This is a genomic window from Mycobacterium sp., assembly GCF_047975165.1.
Classification (GTDB): domain Bacteria; phylum Actinomycetota; class Actinomycetes; order Mycobacteriales; family Mycobacteriaceae; genus Mycobacterium.
In genome coordinates, this window is sequence record NZ_JBKECZ010000004.1 from 17619 (window position 1) to 31110 (window position 13492).

The window sequence follows — 13492 nt, forward strand, 5'->3', positions numbered from 1 at the left end:
CGCCGTGAGTTGCGAGGACCTGTCGCAGTGCGGTAGCGATGCGCTCGTTCGGAGCGGAGGCGTCAGATATTCCGGTGACCCTACGCGGCGGCGAGGTGTCGGCCGCAGAGGGTTTATGGCGTACCAGATGCAATACCAATTAAATGGTAAATTCATGGCATGCGCACTACCATCGACAGGGCCGGCCGTGTGGTAATTCCCAAGGCGCTTCGCGAACAGTCCGGCATCCTTGCGGGCGAAGTGGAGATATCCCTCGACGGCGCAGCGATCAGAATCGAAAGTGTGGCAGCCGACCACCTCGTCGAAGAGGACGGGCTGCTGCTCCTGCCGGGTGGCGGGCCGGAACTCGACGGCGACACGATCAGAGAGTTGCGGTTTGCCGACCAACGCTGAGCACGTTCTGGTCGACACCAGTGCGGCGCTTGCCCTGGTGCAGCGCGAGAGTCCGTTTCATCGCGCGGCCAAGGAGAGGCTGTTGAAATGCCGGCGCGGGCTGGCCGGGCACGCCGCGGTGGAACTGTTCTCTGTCCTGACCCGTCTGCCACCGCCATACCGGCTGGGCCCCGATGCGGCACTTCGATTGGTGCAGACGAACTTTCCCCACTCACGCGCGCTGTTCGCGGCCGACACCTGGGGCCTGTTGGCCGAGTTTGCCGCAGCCGGTTTGGCCGGCGGCGCCGTCTACGACGGTCTGGTGGGTGCGGCAGCCCGAAAGCACCAGCTCCCGCTCGTTTCCTGTGACCGGCGGGCCGAATCGACCTACCGTACCCTCGGCGTCGATTACCTGCTGCTGCAGCCGAATTAGTGATGATCGTCCCCGGGGCAGGTCGATATTCGTGGCCTACGCCAGGCTCGACCTCGGCCGCCGCTGCGCTACGGACTTTCGCGAGCGTAACGTGGTTGCGTTTTCGCGCTCCGGATTTCGCTCTGGCGTTACGCTCGCGAGCACGGCAGGCTCGAACCCCTATCCCCAACCGGCATGGCACGACCCGCTGTGGAAGCGACAGCGAGCCTGGTCACGGTGCCAGGCTGGGCACCTCGACGATCCCGAACTCCCGCTTGAGCAACGCCCGGGCCGCGTAGTACCCCGCCATCCCGTGCACCCCGGCCCCCGGCGGGGTGGCCGCCGAACACAGGTACACCCCGGGAATCGGTGTGGCCCAAGGGTTCAACCCCGGGGTAGGGCCGACAATCGCCCGCCACAGCGAATTCCCGCCGACGCTGATATCCCCGCCCACATAGTTGGCGTTGTGTCCGGCCATCCGTGCCGCCGGCACCGCGCGGGCCGCCAGCACGACGTCGCGGAAGCCGGGTGCGAACCGCTCCACCACGGCCGTCACCGCCTCGGTCGCGTCGAGCATCGAACCCGCCGGCACATGGGCGTACGTCCAGAACGGGCGCCGGCCCGCGTCGTCAATGCGTCCCGGGTCGGCGAGGTGTGGAACCGATGCCAGCACCATCGGCCACTGCGCGTGCCGTCCGGCGGCGATATCGGCTTCGGCCCGCGCCATCTGGGCGCGGGAACCGCCCAGATGCAGCGTCGGCGCCTGACGCAAGCGCGGGTCGGCCCACGGAATATCGTCGCTGAGCACAAAGTCGACCTTCGCCACCCCGGACCCAAAGGTATACCGGCGCAGAGCGTTTGCGTATCGGGTGGGAATCGAGTCGCGGTAGACGTCCAGCAGTGTCGTGGGTGCGGTGTCGAAGACGACGACGCCCTCGGGCGGATCGGTAACCTCCGTGCCGGTGGTCAACGCACCACCGTGGGTGCGCAGATCGGCGATCAACGCCTGGGAAATCGCTCCCGTGCCACCAATCGGAATCGGCCAGCCGACCGCATGCGCCAGCGTCGCCAACATCAAACCCGCGCCCGCCGACGGCAGTGACGGCAACGGTGTGATCGCGTGCGCCGCAACACCGGTGAACAAGGCACGGGCGTCGTCACCGCGCAGCATCCCCCATAGCCCGGTGCCCTGGGCGAGCATCCGCAGCCCCAGCCGCACCGGGACGATCAGCGAATCCGGTGCCGAACGTTTGTCGCCCAGTACGAAATCCACCACGGTCTCGGATCTGGCCGCCAACGGGCCCAGCAGCCGTCGCCACGACCCGCCGTCGTCGAGCTCCGCGCAGGTGCGCTCCAAATCCCGGTAGGCGACCGCCGCCGGCCGGTTCGGCAGCGGGTTGGCATAGGCGATCTCCGGCGCGCCGAATTCCACCCCCCGCGCGAACAGATCGAACTCGCGGAAAAACGGGGAAGCCAGCGCCAGCGGATGCACCGCCGAGCACACATCGTGCGAAACCCCGGGGAACTCGATATCCGGCAGGGTCCGTGCCCCGCCGCCGAAAGTGGGTTGGGCTTCGACGACCTGCACCCGCAGGCCCGCGCGGGCACAGATGACCGCCGCGGCCAGCCCGTTGGGTCCGCTGCCCACGACGGTGACGTCCATGCTCCGATTAAAGCCGACCGGGCCTGTGCGCGCCGCCCGCTTCGCCCGTCTGGGACGGCCTCGCGACCGCCGGCGCGCCTCGATGGTCGTCGGCCCGCTTCGCCCGTCTGGGACGGCCTCGCGACCGCCGACTACGCTAGCCGCGTGACTTTGCCTGTTGTACTGATCGCCGACAAACTCGCCCAATCGACCGTCGCAGCCCTGGGAGACCAGGTCGAGGTGCGCTGGGTCGACGGCCCCGACCGGGAGAAACTGCTGGCCGCGGTGCCCGAAGCCGACGCCCTGCTGGTGCGCTCGGCCACCACCGTGGACGCCGAGGTGCTGGCGGTCGCCCCCAAGCTCAAGATCGTCGCCCGCGCCGGCGTCGGGCTGGACAACGTCGACGTCGACGCTGCCACCGCCCGCGGCGTCCTGGTGGTCAACGCCCCGACGTCCAACATCCACAGCGCCGCCGAGCACGCCCTGGCGCTGCTGCTGGCCGCTGCCCGCCAGATCCCGGCCGCCGACGCCACCCTGCGCGAACACACCTGGAAGCGATCCTCGTTCTCCGGCACCGAAATCGTCGGCAAGACCGCCGGCGTCGTCGGGCTGGGCCGCATCGGCCAGCTCGTCGCCCAGCGGATCGCCGCATTCGGCGCCCACATCGTGGCCTACGACCCCTACGTCTCCTCGGCCCGCGCCGCCCAGCTCGGCATCGAACTGCTCCCGCTGGACGACCTGCTCGCCCGCGCCGACTTCATCTCCGTCCACCTGCCCAAGACCTCCGAGACAGCCGGCCTGATCGGAAAAGAGGCACTGGCCAAAACCAAGCCGGGCGTCATCATCGTCAACGCCGCCCGCGGCGGACTGGTCGACGAAGCCGCGCTGGCCGAGGCGATCACCGGCGGCCACGTGCGCGCCGCCGGTCTCGACGTGTTCGCCAGCGAACCCTGCACCGACAGCCCGCTGTTCGACCTGCCGCAGGTGGTCGCGACACCGCACCTCGGGGCGTCGACCGCCGAGGCCCAGGACCGGGCCGGCACCGATGTCGCCGAAAGCGTCCGGCTGGCGCTGGCCGGCGAATTCGTTCCCGACGCGGTCAACGTCGGCGGCGGGACGGTCAGCGAAGAGGTGGCGCCCTGGCTGGATCTGGCCCGCAAGCTCGGCGTGCTCGCGGCCGCCCTGTCCGAGGAACTGCCGGTCTCGGTGGCTGTGCAGGTCCGCGGCGAACTGGCCGCCGAAGACGTTGAGGTGCTCAAACTCTCGGCGCTGCGGGGTCTGTTCTCGGCCGTCATCGAAGACACCGTGACGTTCGTCAACGCCCCGGCCCTGGCCGCCGACCGCGGCGTCACCGCCGAGATCGGCAAGGCATCCGAGAGCCCCAACCACCGCAGTGTCCTGGAGGTGCGGGCCGTCGGTGCGGACGGTTCCGCCGTCACCGTCGCCGGGACGCTTTCCGGCCCGCAACTGGTCGAGAAGATCGTGCAGGTCAACGGGCGCAGCTTCGACCTGCGGGCCCAAGGCATCAACCTCGTCGCCAACTACGCCGACCAGCCCGGAGCCCTGGGCAAGATCGGCACCCTGCTGGGCGCGGCGGGCGTCAACATCCAGGCCGCACAGCTCTCCGAGGACACCGCGGGCCCGGGGGCGACGATCCTGCTGCGCGTGGATCGGGACGTCCCCGACGACGTGCGCTCGGCCATCACCGCGGCGGTGGGCGCCAACAAGCTCGAAGTGGTCGATTTTTCGTGATGATGCGCACCGCCGATGTTCAGCGCGCCGACAGCGGAGTGCGGCGCACATGAAACTCGCCGTCATCGCCGGCGATGGCATCGGCCCCGAGGTGATCGCCGAGGCCCTCAACGTCCTCGACATTGTCCACCCGGGCGTCGAGAAGACCGAATACGACCTCGGCGCCCGCCGGTTCCACGCCACCGGCGAGGTGCTGCCGGACTCGGTGGTGCCCGAACTGCGCGAACACGACGCCATCCTGCTCGGCGCGATCGGCGACCCGTCGGTGCCCAGCGGGGTCCTCGAACGCGGCCTGCTGTTGCGGATGCGCTTCGAACTCGACCACCACATCAACCTGCGGCCCGGCCGGCTCTACCCCGGCGTGGCGAGCCCGCTGGCCGGCGAACCCACCATCGACTTCGTCGTGGTGCGCGAAGGCACCGAGGGCCCCTATACCGGAAACGGCGGCGCGATCCGCGTCGGCACCCCGAACGAAGTGGCCACTGAAGTCAGCGTCAACACCGCCTTCGGGGTGCGACGGGTGGTCACCGATGCCTTCGAGCGCGCGCGCAAACGCCGCAAGCACCTCACCCTGGTGCACAAGACGAACGTGCTGACGTTTGCCGGGGGACTGTGGTTGCGGACGGTCCAGGAGGTCGGCGAAAACTATCCGGACGTCGAGGTGGCCTATCTGCACGTCGACGCGGCCACCATCTTCATGGTCACCGATCCCGGCCGGTTCGACGTGATCGTCACCGACAACCTGTTCGGCGACATCATCACCGACCTGGCCGGGGCGGTCTGCGGCGGCATCGGCTTGGCCGCCAGCGGCAATATCGACGCGACCCGGGCCAACCCGTCGATGTTCGAACCGGTGCACGGCAGCGCACCCGACATCGCCGGCCAGAGCATCGCCGATCCGACGGCCGCGATCATGTCGGTGGGTTTGCTGCTGGCCCATCTCGGTCGGGACGAGGAGGCTGCCCGGGTGGATCGGGCGGTCGAGGCCTACCTGGCAACTCGAGGGACCGAACGGCATCCCACCGCTGTTGTCGGCGAGCGGATCGCCGCTGCGCTCTAGCTTCCAGCCCCGGCGGTAGCAGCCGCGATAGCGCCAACGGTGCCGCGGCCAGCGGGAACAGCGCGCACAAGGCCCACGCCAGCGGATAGGCCGCCGTGATCCGACCAGCGTCCCACCAGAATGCGTCCAACCGCGCCGATCAGTTGCGAGACGGTCACCAGAACACCGGTCGCCGCCAGTGACCAGTGGTGGCGGTTGATCAGCCACACCAGCATGAAGGTCGGGGTCACGGTTTGCGGCATCATCAGCAACGCGGATGCGGCGTGTATCCGCGACAGCACCGACGATCCGCGGTAGAGGCTGACCAATTCCTCGGGCGGTTCCGGCCCGCATTGTCGCCCGGCTGGGTTGGATTGCCGGGCTCCTCCTCGGGCGGTTCCGGCCCGCATTGTCGCCCGGCTGGGTTGGATTGCCGGGCTCCTCCTCGGGCGGTTCCGGCCCGCATTGTCGCCCGGCTAGGCTGATCCGAATGCGCCTTGGTCGAATCGCCAGCCCGGACGGGGTCGCCTTCGTCAGCATCGACGGAGAACTCGACGACCCCGCAGCTATGACGGTCCGCGAGATCGCCGAGCATCCGTTCGGAGCCCCGACCTTCACCGGCCGATCCTGGCCGCTGGCCGATGTGCGGCTGCTCGCCCCGATCCTGGCCTCCAAGGTGGTGTGCGTCGGCAAGAACTACTCCGACCACATCGCGGAGATGGGCGGCGCAACCGGGCCGACGCCGGCGGACCCGGTGATCTTCATGAAACCCAACACCGCGATCGTCGGGCCGAACGCACCGATTCGGTTGCCCGCCAACGCTTCACCCGTGCACTACGAGGGTGAGCTGGCGGTGGTGATCGGCCGTGCCTGCAAGGACGTCGCCGCAGCCCAAGCCGTCGACAATATCCTCGGCTACACCATCGGCAACGACGTCTCGGCGCGCGACCAGCAGCAGTCCGACGGCCAGTGGACCCGGGCCAAGGGACACGACACCTTCTGTCCGGTCGGGCCGTGGATCGTGACCGACCTCGACCCGGCCGATCTCGAACTGCGTACGGCTGTCAACGGTTCGGTCAAGCAGAATGGCCGCACCTCGCTGATGATCCACGACGTCGGGGCCATCGTCGAATGGATCTCCGCGGTGATGACCCTGCTGCCGGGCGACCTGATCCTCACCGGAACACCCGCGGGTGTGGGGCCGATCGAGGACGGCGACACCGTATCGGTCACGGTCGAGGGCATCGGAACCCTGACCAATCCCGTTGTCCGCAAAGGAAAGTCGTGACATCACCAGCACCCGTCCGGGTCCGATTCTGTCCGTCGCCCACCGGGACTCCGCATGTCGGGATGGTGCGCACCGCCCTATTCAACTGGGCGTATGCCCGCCACACCGGCGGGACCTTCGTCTTCCGCATCGAAGACACCGACGCCGAACGCGACAGCGAGGAAAGCTATCTGGCGTTGCTCGACGCGCTGCGCTGGCTCGGGCTGGACTGGGACGAGGGCCCGCAGGTCGGCGGACCGCACGCGCCCTACCGCCAGTCGCAGCGCACCGAGCTCTACCGGGACGTGATCACCCGACTGCTCGACGCGGGCGAGGCCTACCACGCCTTCTCCACGCCGGCGGAAGTCGAGGCGCGCCATGTCGCCGCGGGGCGTAACCCCAAGCTGGGTTACGACAATTACGACCGTCGGCTCACCGACGCCCAGCGGGCGGCCTTTCTGGCAGAGGGCCGCAAACCGGTGGTACGCCTGCGGATGCCCGAGGAAGACCTCGGTTGGGACGACCTGGTCCGCGGACACACGACGTTTGCGGCTGGCTCCGTTCCCGATTTTGCGCTGACGCGGGCCAGCGGGGATCCGCTGTACACCTTGGTCAATCCGTGCGACGACGCACTGATGAAGATCACCCACGTGCTGCGCGGCGAAGACCTGCTGCCGTCGACCCCCCGACAGCTGGCCCTGTACCGGGCGCTGATCCGCATCGGGGTCGCGGAGAGCATTCCGGAATTCGCCCATCTGCCAACGGTGCTGGGGGAAGGGACCAAGAAGCTGTCCAAGCGTGACCCGCAGTCGAACCTGTTCGCCCACCGGGAGCGCGGCTTCATTCCCGAAGGGCTGCTCAATTACCTTGCGTTGCTGGGTTGGTCGATCGCCGACGACCACGACGTCTTCAGCCTCGACGAGATGGTCGCCGCATTCGACGTCGTCAATGTCAACTCCAACCCGGCCCGCTTCGACCAGAAGAAGGCCGACGCGCTCAACGCCGAGCACATCCGGATGCTCGACGTGGGTGATTTCACCGGCCGGTTGCGCGACTACCTGGAGGCGAACGGTCAGCACCTTGATCTCGACGAGGCGGATTTCGCGACGGCCGCCGAGCTGGTTCAGACGCGCATTGTCGTGCTCGGTGACGCCTGGGGCCTGCTGAAGTTCCTCAACGACGACGAATATGCGATCGACCCCAAGGCGAGGGCAAAGGAGCTGGGCCCCGATGCTGCTCCGGTACTCGACGCGGCGATCCCGGCGCTCGAGGCGGTGACCGACTGGACCGCCCCCCGGCTGGAGGAGGCCCTCAAGAGCACCCTGATCGAGGGTATCGGGCTCAAGCCGCGCAAGGCTTTCGGTCCGATCCGGGTCGCCGTCTCCGGCGCCACGATCAGCCCGCCGTTGTTCGAGTCGCTGGAGTTGCTGGGGCAGGACCGCAGCCTGCGGCGGCTGCGGGGGGCGCGAGAGCGGGTCGCCACCGCGTAGGCACCGCATAGGCGTGCCGGTTGCGGTACGAGTGGTAGTCTGCTCGTCGGCCCGAAAAGGCCGAAACTGTCTACAGCGGTTGGCTCCGAAATGCGCCGAATGCGGGTACTGACTCGCAACTAGTGCTCTGACCAGCAGTTATAGGCGCCCGATGGGGTATGGTGTAATTGGCAACACAGCTGATTCTGGTTCAGCCATTCTAGGTTCGAGTCCTGGTACCCCAGCAAAGCCTCACCGGCTCAACCAGTTAGGTGGGGTTTGAGCGTTGAGCTATGCTGGCAACTCGGAATTAGTCCGGCCCCGTCGTCTAGCGGCCTAGGACGCCGCCCTCTCACGGCGGTAGCGTGGGTTCGAATCCCATCGGGGCTACAAATTCTCGGCCCAGGCGTATCCGCTATCCCCGGCTCTAGGCGGTCGCGGATATTCGGGTCGGTCGGTGATCGCTTGGTGGCGCGGCTGGAGGTCTTCGGCCGGTCGAAGGAGATCTGCCACCGCGTGGGGGTCGAGCAACGTGGGCAAGCCAGGCGATGACTGTGAAGCCGGGGCGTTGACTGTGAAGCCTGGGCGTTGACTGTGAAGCCTGGGCGGAGTTTTCGTCCAGATCGCGCCCTGGATACACAGTGAAAGCCGTGAGTTCACAGTCAACGCCCCGGCTTCACAGTGAAAGCCGCGACCTGACCCCCGCCACCACGAATTCGCATCGAACACCCGGCGGGAGGGCAAGACGCGGGGAGCACGCCCGCGGCCTGCCACTCGCTGCCCGCTGCCCTCTACTCGCGGCTCGCGGCTCGCGGCTCGCGGCTCGCACCTCGCTGCTCGCTGCTGTGACCGCCGCGGCGGGCGAGGCCGAGGCCGGGGCCGAGTGCGACTACCCGGCGGCGGGCGCAGTTGAGCCGCCCACCGGCATCGGCGGCAGCCCCAGTTTGCGGTGATCCCAGGACCGGGTGCGACGGCTGACGATGCGCACGCCGACGCGCTTGTTCATCATCTGGTCCACCATCGGCTTCATCTCCTCGGTGTAGGGGCCGGTGTAGCGCTCCCACACGCTGATGCCGACTCGGTGCAGCATCTGCGGGTCATCGACGATCTCCGCGATCCCCTCGAACGAAACCCCGCGCAGGGTGTCGTAGGTGTTGCCGTCCTCCAGCAGGAAGCTCACCCGCGGATCGCGTTTGAGGTTCACCGCCTTCTGTGACTTGGCCTTGGTCTCCAGCCAGATCTCGCCGTCGACCACCGCGTACCACATCGCGGTCAGGTGCGGTTGGCCGCTCGCGCCGATGGTGGCCAGCGTTCCGGTTCGGCTGCTGGCGACGAAATCGGTGATCTCACCTTCGGTCATGACGATGCTTGCGCGCTGATTGCTGCCCATGGCGCCAGTGTGTCAGACGCGTACAACCCCGTCGGTGGACATCGGACACCGGCGTGCCCGGTGGGCTACAAGTGCCGTGTCATGGCCTCGGCCGCAGCAAGCAGGTCCGCCGCCCAGCGCGCCCCGGGGCGTTTACCCATCCGGTCGACGGGGCCCGACACCGAGATCGCCGCAACTACCGCGCCGCGGCTGTCCCGTACCGGCGCCGACACGCTGGCCACCCCCGGCTCGCGTTCGGCCACGCTTTGCGCCCAGCCGCGCCGGCGCACTTCCGCCAGCGCCCGTTCGGTGAATATCGCGTTCGGCAACACCGTTTTTTGGGTGTCGGCGTCGCTGTGGGCCAACAGTACTTTGGCGCCAGAGCCCGCGGTCATCGGCAGCCGCGTACCCACCGGAACCGTGTCGCGAAGTCCCGCAGGCGGTTCCAGTGCCGCCACACAAACACGCGTGGTGCCTTCGCTGCGGTACAGCTGTACGCTTTCGCCGGTGGTCTCACGCAGCCGTGACAGTGCCGCCGCGCCCGCGGCCAGTAGCGGATCGTTGACCTGGCCGGAGAGTTCGGTGAGCGCCAGCCCCAGCTGCCAGCGGCCATCGTCGTCGCGCCCCAATAGCCGATGTACTTCCAACGCGGCGGCGAGCCGGTATGTGGTGGCCCTGGGAAAGCCGGTGCGTTCGCACAGTTCGGCGAGACCGCAGGGGGATTCGGCGACCGCGTGCAGGATCGACACGGATTTGTCGAGCACGCCGATCCCGCTATGCGGTCTCACAGGTAGATATTAGCGTCTCAGAATCTAAGAAAATCGATCGCGGGGCATTGTCACCGGACCGTTCGCACCGCCGAGGCCCGGGTCGGGTGGCACGGGTCTTCCGCGGACACCCGGGACAACGTCGCAGTTTTGCCGACGACTCCGCCTACCGCTATGCTGTGTCTCACTTAAAGATACATGCGTCTCATTATTTGAGATATCAGCCCGGGTGGATCGGTGCGGGACGCAGGAAACGAATCGAGGTGATCGGCGATGGGAGCCGCCAGCGGCGAGCCGCGCACTCTGGCCGAAAAGGTATGGCACGACCACGTCGTGGTCCCGGGCGAAGGAACTGCCCCGGACTTGATCTACATCGACCTGCATCTGGTGCACGAGGTCACCAGCCCGCAGGCCTTCGACGGCCTGCGCTTGGCGGGGCGTCCGGTGCGGCGGCCCGACCTGACCATCGCCACCGAGGACCACAACGTGCCCACCATCGACATCGACAAGCCGATCGCCGATCCGGTGTCGCGAACCCAGGTGGACACCCTGCGGCGCAATTGCGCCGAGTTCGGCGTCCGGCTGCACCCGATGGGCGACATCGACCAGGGCATCGTGCACGTTGTCGGACCCCAACTGGGCCTGACCCAACCGGGGATGACGATCGTGTGCGGCGACAGCCACACCTCGACCCACGGCGCATTCGGCGCCATCGCGATGGGGATCGGCACCTCCGAAGTCGAGCACGTACTTGCGACCCAGACGCTGGCGCTGCGGCCCTTCAAGACGATGGCGGTCAACGTCGACGGCGAATTGCCCTCCGGGGTGGCCGCAAAGGACATCATCCTGGCGCTGATCGCCAAGATCGGTACCGGCGGCGGGCAGGGCCATGTCATCGAATATCGTGGCAGCGCCATCGAATCGCTGTCCATGGAGGGCAGGATGACGATCTGCAACATGAGCATCGAGGCCGGTGCCCGGGCCGGGATGGTGGCACCGGACGAAACCACCTTCGAGTTCCTGCGCGGCCGTCCGCACGCGCCGGTCGGCGCCCAATGGGATGCGGCGATGGAGTACTGGCGTCAGCTGCGCACCGACCCAGGTGCCGTCTTCGACACCGAGGTGCATCTGGATGCGGCCTCGCTGAGCCCGTTCGTCACCTGGGGGACCAACCCGGGTCAGGGTGTGCCACTGGCCGCCGCCGTGCCGGACCCCGAGCAGATCGCCGACGATGCGCAACGCCAGGCAGCGGAGAAAGCACTGGCCTACATGGACCTTCGGCCCGGAACGGCGATGCGCGATATCGCGGTCGACGCCGTGTTCGTCGGATCGTGCACCAACGGCCGGATCGAGGACCTGCGGGTTGTCGCCGACGTGTTGCGAGGGCGAACGGTGGCGCCGGGGGTCAGGATGCTGGTGGTGCCGGGGTCGATGCGGGTGCGTGCGCAGGCCGAAGCCGAAGGTCTGGGGGAGATTTTCACCTCCGCCGGTGCACAGTGGCGCCAGGCGGGCTGCTCGATGTGCCTGGGAATGAACCCCGATCAGCTCACGCCCGGCGAACGCTGCGCGGCCACATCCAACCGGAATTTCGAAGGGCGGCAGGGCAAGGGCGGCCGGACACATTTGGTGTCGCCGGCGGTCGCCGCGGCCACAGCCGTGCGCGGCAGGCTGGCCGCTCCTGCGGACCTGGACCGGCAAAGTTCGAATTGACATTCAGACATCGTTGCGACACAGGGGAAGAACATGGAAGCCTTTCACACCCACACCGGTATCGGTGTTCCGCTGCGGCGGTCCAATGTCGACACCGACCAGATCATTCCCGCGGTATATCTGAAGCGGGTAACCAGAACCGGTTTCGAGGACGGATTGTTCGCGGGGTGGCGCTCCGACCCGGGGTTCGTGCTCAATCTGAGTCCCTTCGATCGGGGTTCGGTGCTGGTCGCCGGCCCCGACTTCGGGACCGGATCCTCGCGCGAGCACGCGGTGTGGGCGCTCATGGATTACGGGTTCCAGGTGGTCATCTCCTCCAGGTTCGGCGATATTTTCCGGGGCAACGCAGGCAAGGCGGGGCTGTTGGCGGCCGAAGTCGACCAAGACGACGTCGAGCTGCTGTGGAAGCTCATCGAGCAGAGCCCGGGGTTGGAAGTCACTGTCAATCTTCAGGATCGGAATATCGCCGCGGGAACGGCACTGTTGCCGTTCAGAATTGACGACTACACCGCGTGGAGACTGCTCGAAGGCCTCGATGATATAGCCCTTACGCTGCGGAAATTAGAAGAAATCGAATCTTTCGAGACCGCGCGACCCGCATATAAACCACGCACCCTGCCGGCATCCTGAGTCTGCGGTCATCGCCGAAGCCGGGCTCTTTCCGGCACCGGAACGTGTCCGATATTCGGCGGTTCACCGGTCAAGGGCGGCAATGATTTTGCCGGATTGGCAACCTTCGAGGATTGAAATTGCGCGTGGCTCTTGGCAATTTGCCTGGGCAAGGTTTACCGTGTGCATTGGTCGGCCTCAAAACGGGGGCCACTAGCCTCGGAGGATGGGATGAACAAAGCAGAGCTCATAGATGTGCTCACACAGAAATTGGGCTCGGATCGTCGCCAGGCGACCGCCGCCGTCGAGAACATCGTCGACACCATCGTGCGCGCGGTCCACAAGGGCGAGAGTGTAACCATCACCGGCTTCGGCGTTTTCGAACAGCGTCGTCGTGCGGCTCGAGTGGCCCGCAACCCCCGTACCGGTGAGACGGTCAAGGTGAAGCCGACGTCGGTGCCGGCGTTCCGCCCGGGAGCACAATTCAAAGCGGTCATCGCCGGTGCGCAGAAGCTCGCTGCCGATGGTCCAGCGGTGAAGCGCGGTGTGGCCACGAGTGCGGCGAAGAGGGCCGCGGCCAAGAAGGCCGGGGCCAAGAAGGCCGGGGCGAAGAAGGCGGCGGCCAAGAAGGCCGGGGCGAAGAAGGCGGCGACCAAGAAGGCCGGGGCGAAGAAGGTTGCGGCCAAGAAGGCGCCGGCCCGCAAGGCCGCTACCAAGAAGGCGCCGGCCCGCAAGGCGGCGGTGAAGAAGGCGGCGACCAAGGCCCCGGCCCGCAAGGCCGCGACCAAGAAGGCGCCGGCCCGCAAGGCGGCGGTGAAGAAGGCGGCGACCAAGAAGGCGACTGTCCGCAAGGTCGCGGCCAAGAAGGCGGCGACCAAGGCGACTGCCCGCAAGGCCGCTACCAAGAAGGCGCCGGCGCGCAAGGCCGCGGCCAAGAAGGCCGGCGCAGCGCGGCGCGGCCGCAAGTAGTTCTGACTCGCGAACACCCTTCGGGCGGCGACGATGCCGGCCGAAGGGTGTTTGTGTTGACGGGGCTCGAAAGGAATTGAGCTCCAGGGCCGAGGCGCCGGCGGCTGGCGGCCGC

Annotated in this window: 13 protein-coding genes and 2 tRNA genes; 11 read left to right on the forward strand and 4 right to left on the reverse strand. The window is 67.5% G+C overall.

Annotation, left to right across the window (positions count from 1 at the left end):
* Positions 1–159 precede the first annotated feature (159 nt).
* Positions 160–393: an AbrB/MazE/SpoVT family DNA-binding domain-containing protein gene (locus ACK5M9_RS00160; protein ID WP_416891191.1), complete on the forward strand. Its 234-nt coding sequence runs from the start codon at positions 160–162 to the stop codon at positions 391–393.
* Entirely contained in the window at positions 377–805 is a 429-nt protein-coding gene (locus ACK5M9_RS00165) for a type II toxin-antitoxin system VapC family toxin (RefSeq protein WP_416891192.1), read from the forward strand. The genes ACK5M9_RS00160 and ACK5M9_RS00165 overlap by 17 nt, the downstream gene beginning before the upstream one ends.
* A gap of 211 nt (positions 806–1016) precedes the next feature.
* Here ACK5M9_RS00165 and ACK5M9_RS00170 read toward each other — a convergent pair whose 3' ends face one another.
* Positions 1017–2447, reverse strand: coding sequence for a phytoene desaturase family protein (locus tag ACK5M9_RS00170; protein ID WP_416891193.1), 1431 nt, complete (start codon positions 2445–2447; stop codon positions 1017–1019).
* A 144-nt stretch (positions 2448–2591) separates the two neighbouring features.
* Between ACK5M9_RS00170 and serA the strand changes: the two genes are divergently transcribed.
* Both serA and ACK5M9_RS00180 read left to right on the forward strand, forming a co-directional pair.
* Complete coding sequence (gene serA / locus ACK5M9_RS00175) at positions 2592–4178, forward strand: phosphoglycerate dehydrogenase (protein WP_416891194.1); 1587 nt, start codon at positions 2592–2594, stop codon at positions 4176–4178.
* A gap of 49 nt (positions 4179–4227) precedes the next feature.
* Complete coding sequence (locus tag ACK5M9_RS00180) at positions 4228–5238, forward strand: 3-isopropylmalate dehydrogenase (protein ID WP_416891195.1); 1011 nt, start codon at positions 4228–4230, stop codon at positions 5236–5238.
* Here the strand turns inward: ACK5M9_RS00180 and ACK5M9_RS00185 are convergent.
* A complete protein-coding gene (locus ACK5M9_RS00185; protein ID WP_416891196.1) occupies positions 5235–5627 on the reverse strand; it encodes a hypothetical protein in 393 nt (130 codons plus the stop codon). The genes ACK5M9_RS00180 and ACK5M9_RS00185 overlap by 4 nt on opposite strands.
* Positions 5628–5707: 80 nt before the next feature.
* Between ACK5M9_RS00185 and ACK5M9_RS00190 the strand changes: the two genes are divergently transcribed.
* From ACK5M9_RS00190 to ACK5M9_RS00205, 4 genes are all read left to right on the forward strand, one after another.
* Entirely contained in the window at positions 5708–6505 is a 798-nt protein-coding gene (locus ACK5M9_RS00190; RefSeq protein ID WP_416891197.1) for a fumarylacetoacetate hydrolase family protein, read from the forward strand.
* Complete coding sequence (gene gltX, locus ACK5M9_RS00195) at positions 6502–7974, forward strand: glutamate--tRNA ligase (protein ID WP_416891198.1); 1473 nt, start codon at positions 6502–6504, stop codon at positions 7972–7974. Before ACK5M9_RS00190 ends, gltX begins: the two co-directional genes overlap by 4 nt.
* Before the next feature lie 152 nt (positions 7975–8126).
* A tRNA-Gln gene (locus tag ACK5M9_RS00200) sits at positions 8127–8198 on the forward strand.
* A 72-nt stretch (positions 8199–8270) separates the two neighbouring features.
* A tRNA-Glu gene (locus tag ACK5M9_RS00205) sits at positions 8271–8343 on the forward strand.
* A gap of 499 nt (positions 8344–8842) precedes the next feature.
* Here ACK5M9_RS00205 and ACK5M9_RS00210 read toward each other — a convergent pair.
* Together ACK5M9_RS00210 and ACK5M9_RS00215 are read right to left on the reverse strand one after the other, a co-directional pair.
* Positions 8843–9343 (reverse strand): PPOX class F420-dependent oxidoreductase, encoded by a 501-nt coding sequence (locus ACK5M9_RS00210; protein WP_416891199.1) that lies wholly within the window; start codon positions 9341–9343, stop codon positions 8843–8845.
* A 65-nt stretch (positions 9344–9408) separates the two neighbouring features.
* The gene (locus tag ACK5M9_RS00215; protein WP_416891200.1) at positions 9409–10110 is read right to left on the reverse strand and encodes an IclR family transcriptional regulator; all 702 of its coding nucleotides are present in this window, start codon (positions 10108–10110) and stop codon (positions 9409–9411) included.
* 252 nt (positions 10111–10362) lie between these two features.
* Here ACK5M9_RS00215 and leuC point away from each other — a divergent pair, with 252 nt between their 5' ends.
* From leuC to ACK5M9_RS00230, 3 genes are all read left to right on the forward strand, one after another.
* Positions 10363–11799, forward strand: a complete 1437-nt coding sequence (gene leuC, locus ACK5M9_RS00220; protein ID WP_416891201.1) for a 3-isopropylmalate dehydratase large subunit — start codon at positions 10363–10365, stop codon at positions 11797–11799.
* Positions 11800–11832: 33 nt separating this feature from the next.
* The gene (gene leuD / locus ACK5M9_RS00225) at positions 11833–12429 is read left to right on the forward strand and encodes a 3-isopropylmalate dehydratase small subunit (RefSeq protein WP_416891202.1); all 597 of its coding nucleotides are present in this window, start codon (positions 11833–11835) and stop codon (positions 12427–12429) included.
* Between the two features lie 210 nt (positions 12430–12639).
* Complete coding sequence (locus ACK5M9_RS00230) at positions 12640–13377, forward strand: HU family DNA-binding protein (RefSeq protein ID WP_416891203.1); 738 nt, start codon at positions 12640–12642, stop codon at positions 13375–13377.
* Positions 13378–13492: the final 115 nt, after the last annotated feature.

Excerpts from the sequence above, each read along its gene's own strand:
- ACK5M9_RS00160 (WP_416891191.1), top strand. The coding sequence starts at position 160 with ATGCGCACTACCATCGACAGGGCCGGCCGTGTGGTAATTCCCAAGGCG.
- ACK5M9_RS00170 (WP_416891193.1), bottom strand. The coding sequence starts at position 2,447 with ATGGACGTCACCGTCGTGGGCAGCGGACCCAACGGGCTGGCCGCGGCG.
- ACK5M9_RS00180 (WP_416891195.1), top strand. The coding sequence starts at position 4,228 with ATGAAACTCGCCGTCATCGCCGGCGATGGCATCGGCCCCGAGGTGATC.
- ACK5M9_RS00185 (WP_416891196.1), bottom strand. The coding sequence starts at position 5,627 with ATGCGGGCCGGAACCGCCCGAGGAGGAGCCCGGCAATCCAACCCAGCC.
- ACK5M9_RS00190 (WP_416891197.1), top strand. The coding sequence starts at position 5,708 with ATGCGCCTTGGTCGAATCGCCAGCCCGGACGGGGTCGCCTTCGTCAGC.
- ACK5M9_RS00210 (WP_416891199.1), bottom strand. The coding sequence starts at position 9,343 with ATGGGCAGCAATCAGCGCGCAAGCATCGTCATGACCGAAGGTGAGATC.
- leuC (WP_416891201.1), top strand. The coding sequence starts at position 10,363 with ATGGGAGCCGCCAGCGGCGAGCCGCGCACTCTGGCCGAAAAGGTATGG.
- leuD (WP_416891202.1), top strand. The coding sequence starts at position 11,833 with ATGGAAGCCTTTCACACCCACACCGGTATCGGTGTTCCGCTGCGGCGG.
- ACK5M9_RS00230 (WP_416891203.1), top strand. The coding sequence starts at position 12,640 with ATGAACAAAGCAGAGCTCATAGATGTGCTCACACAGAAATTGGGCTCG.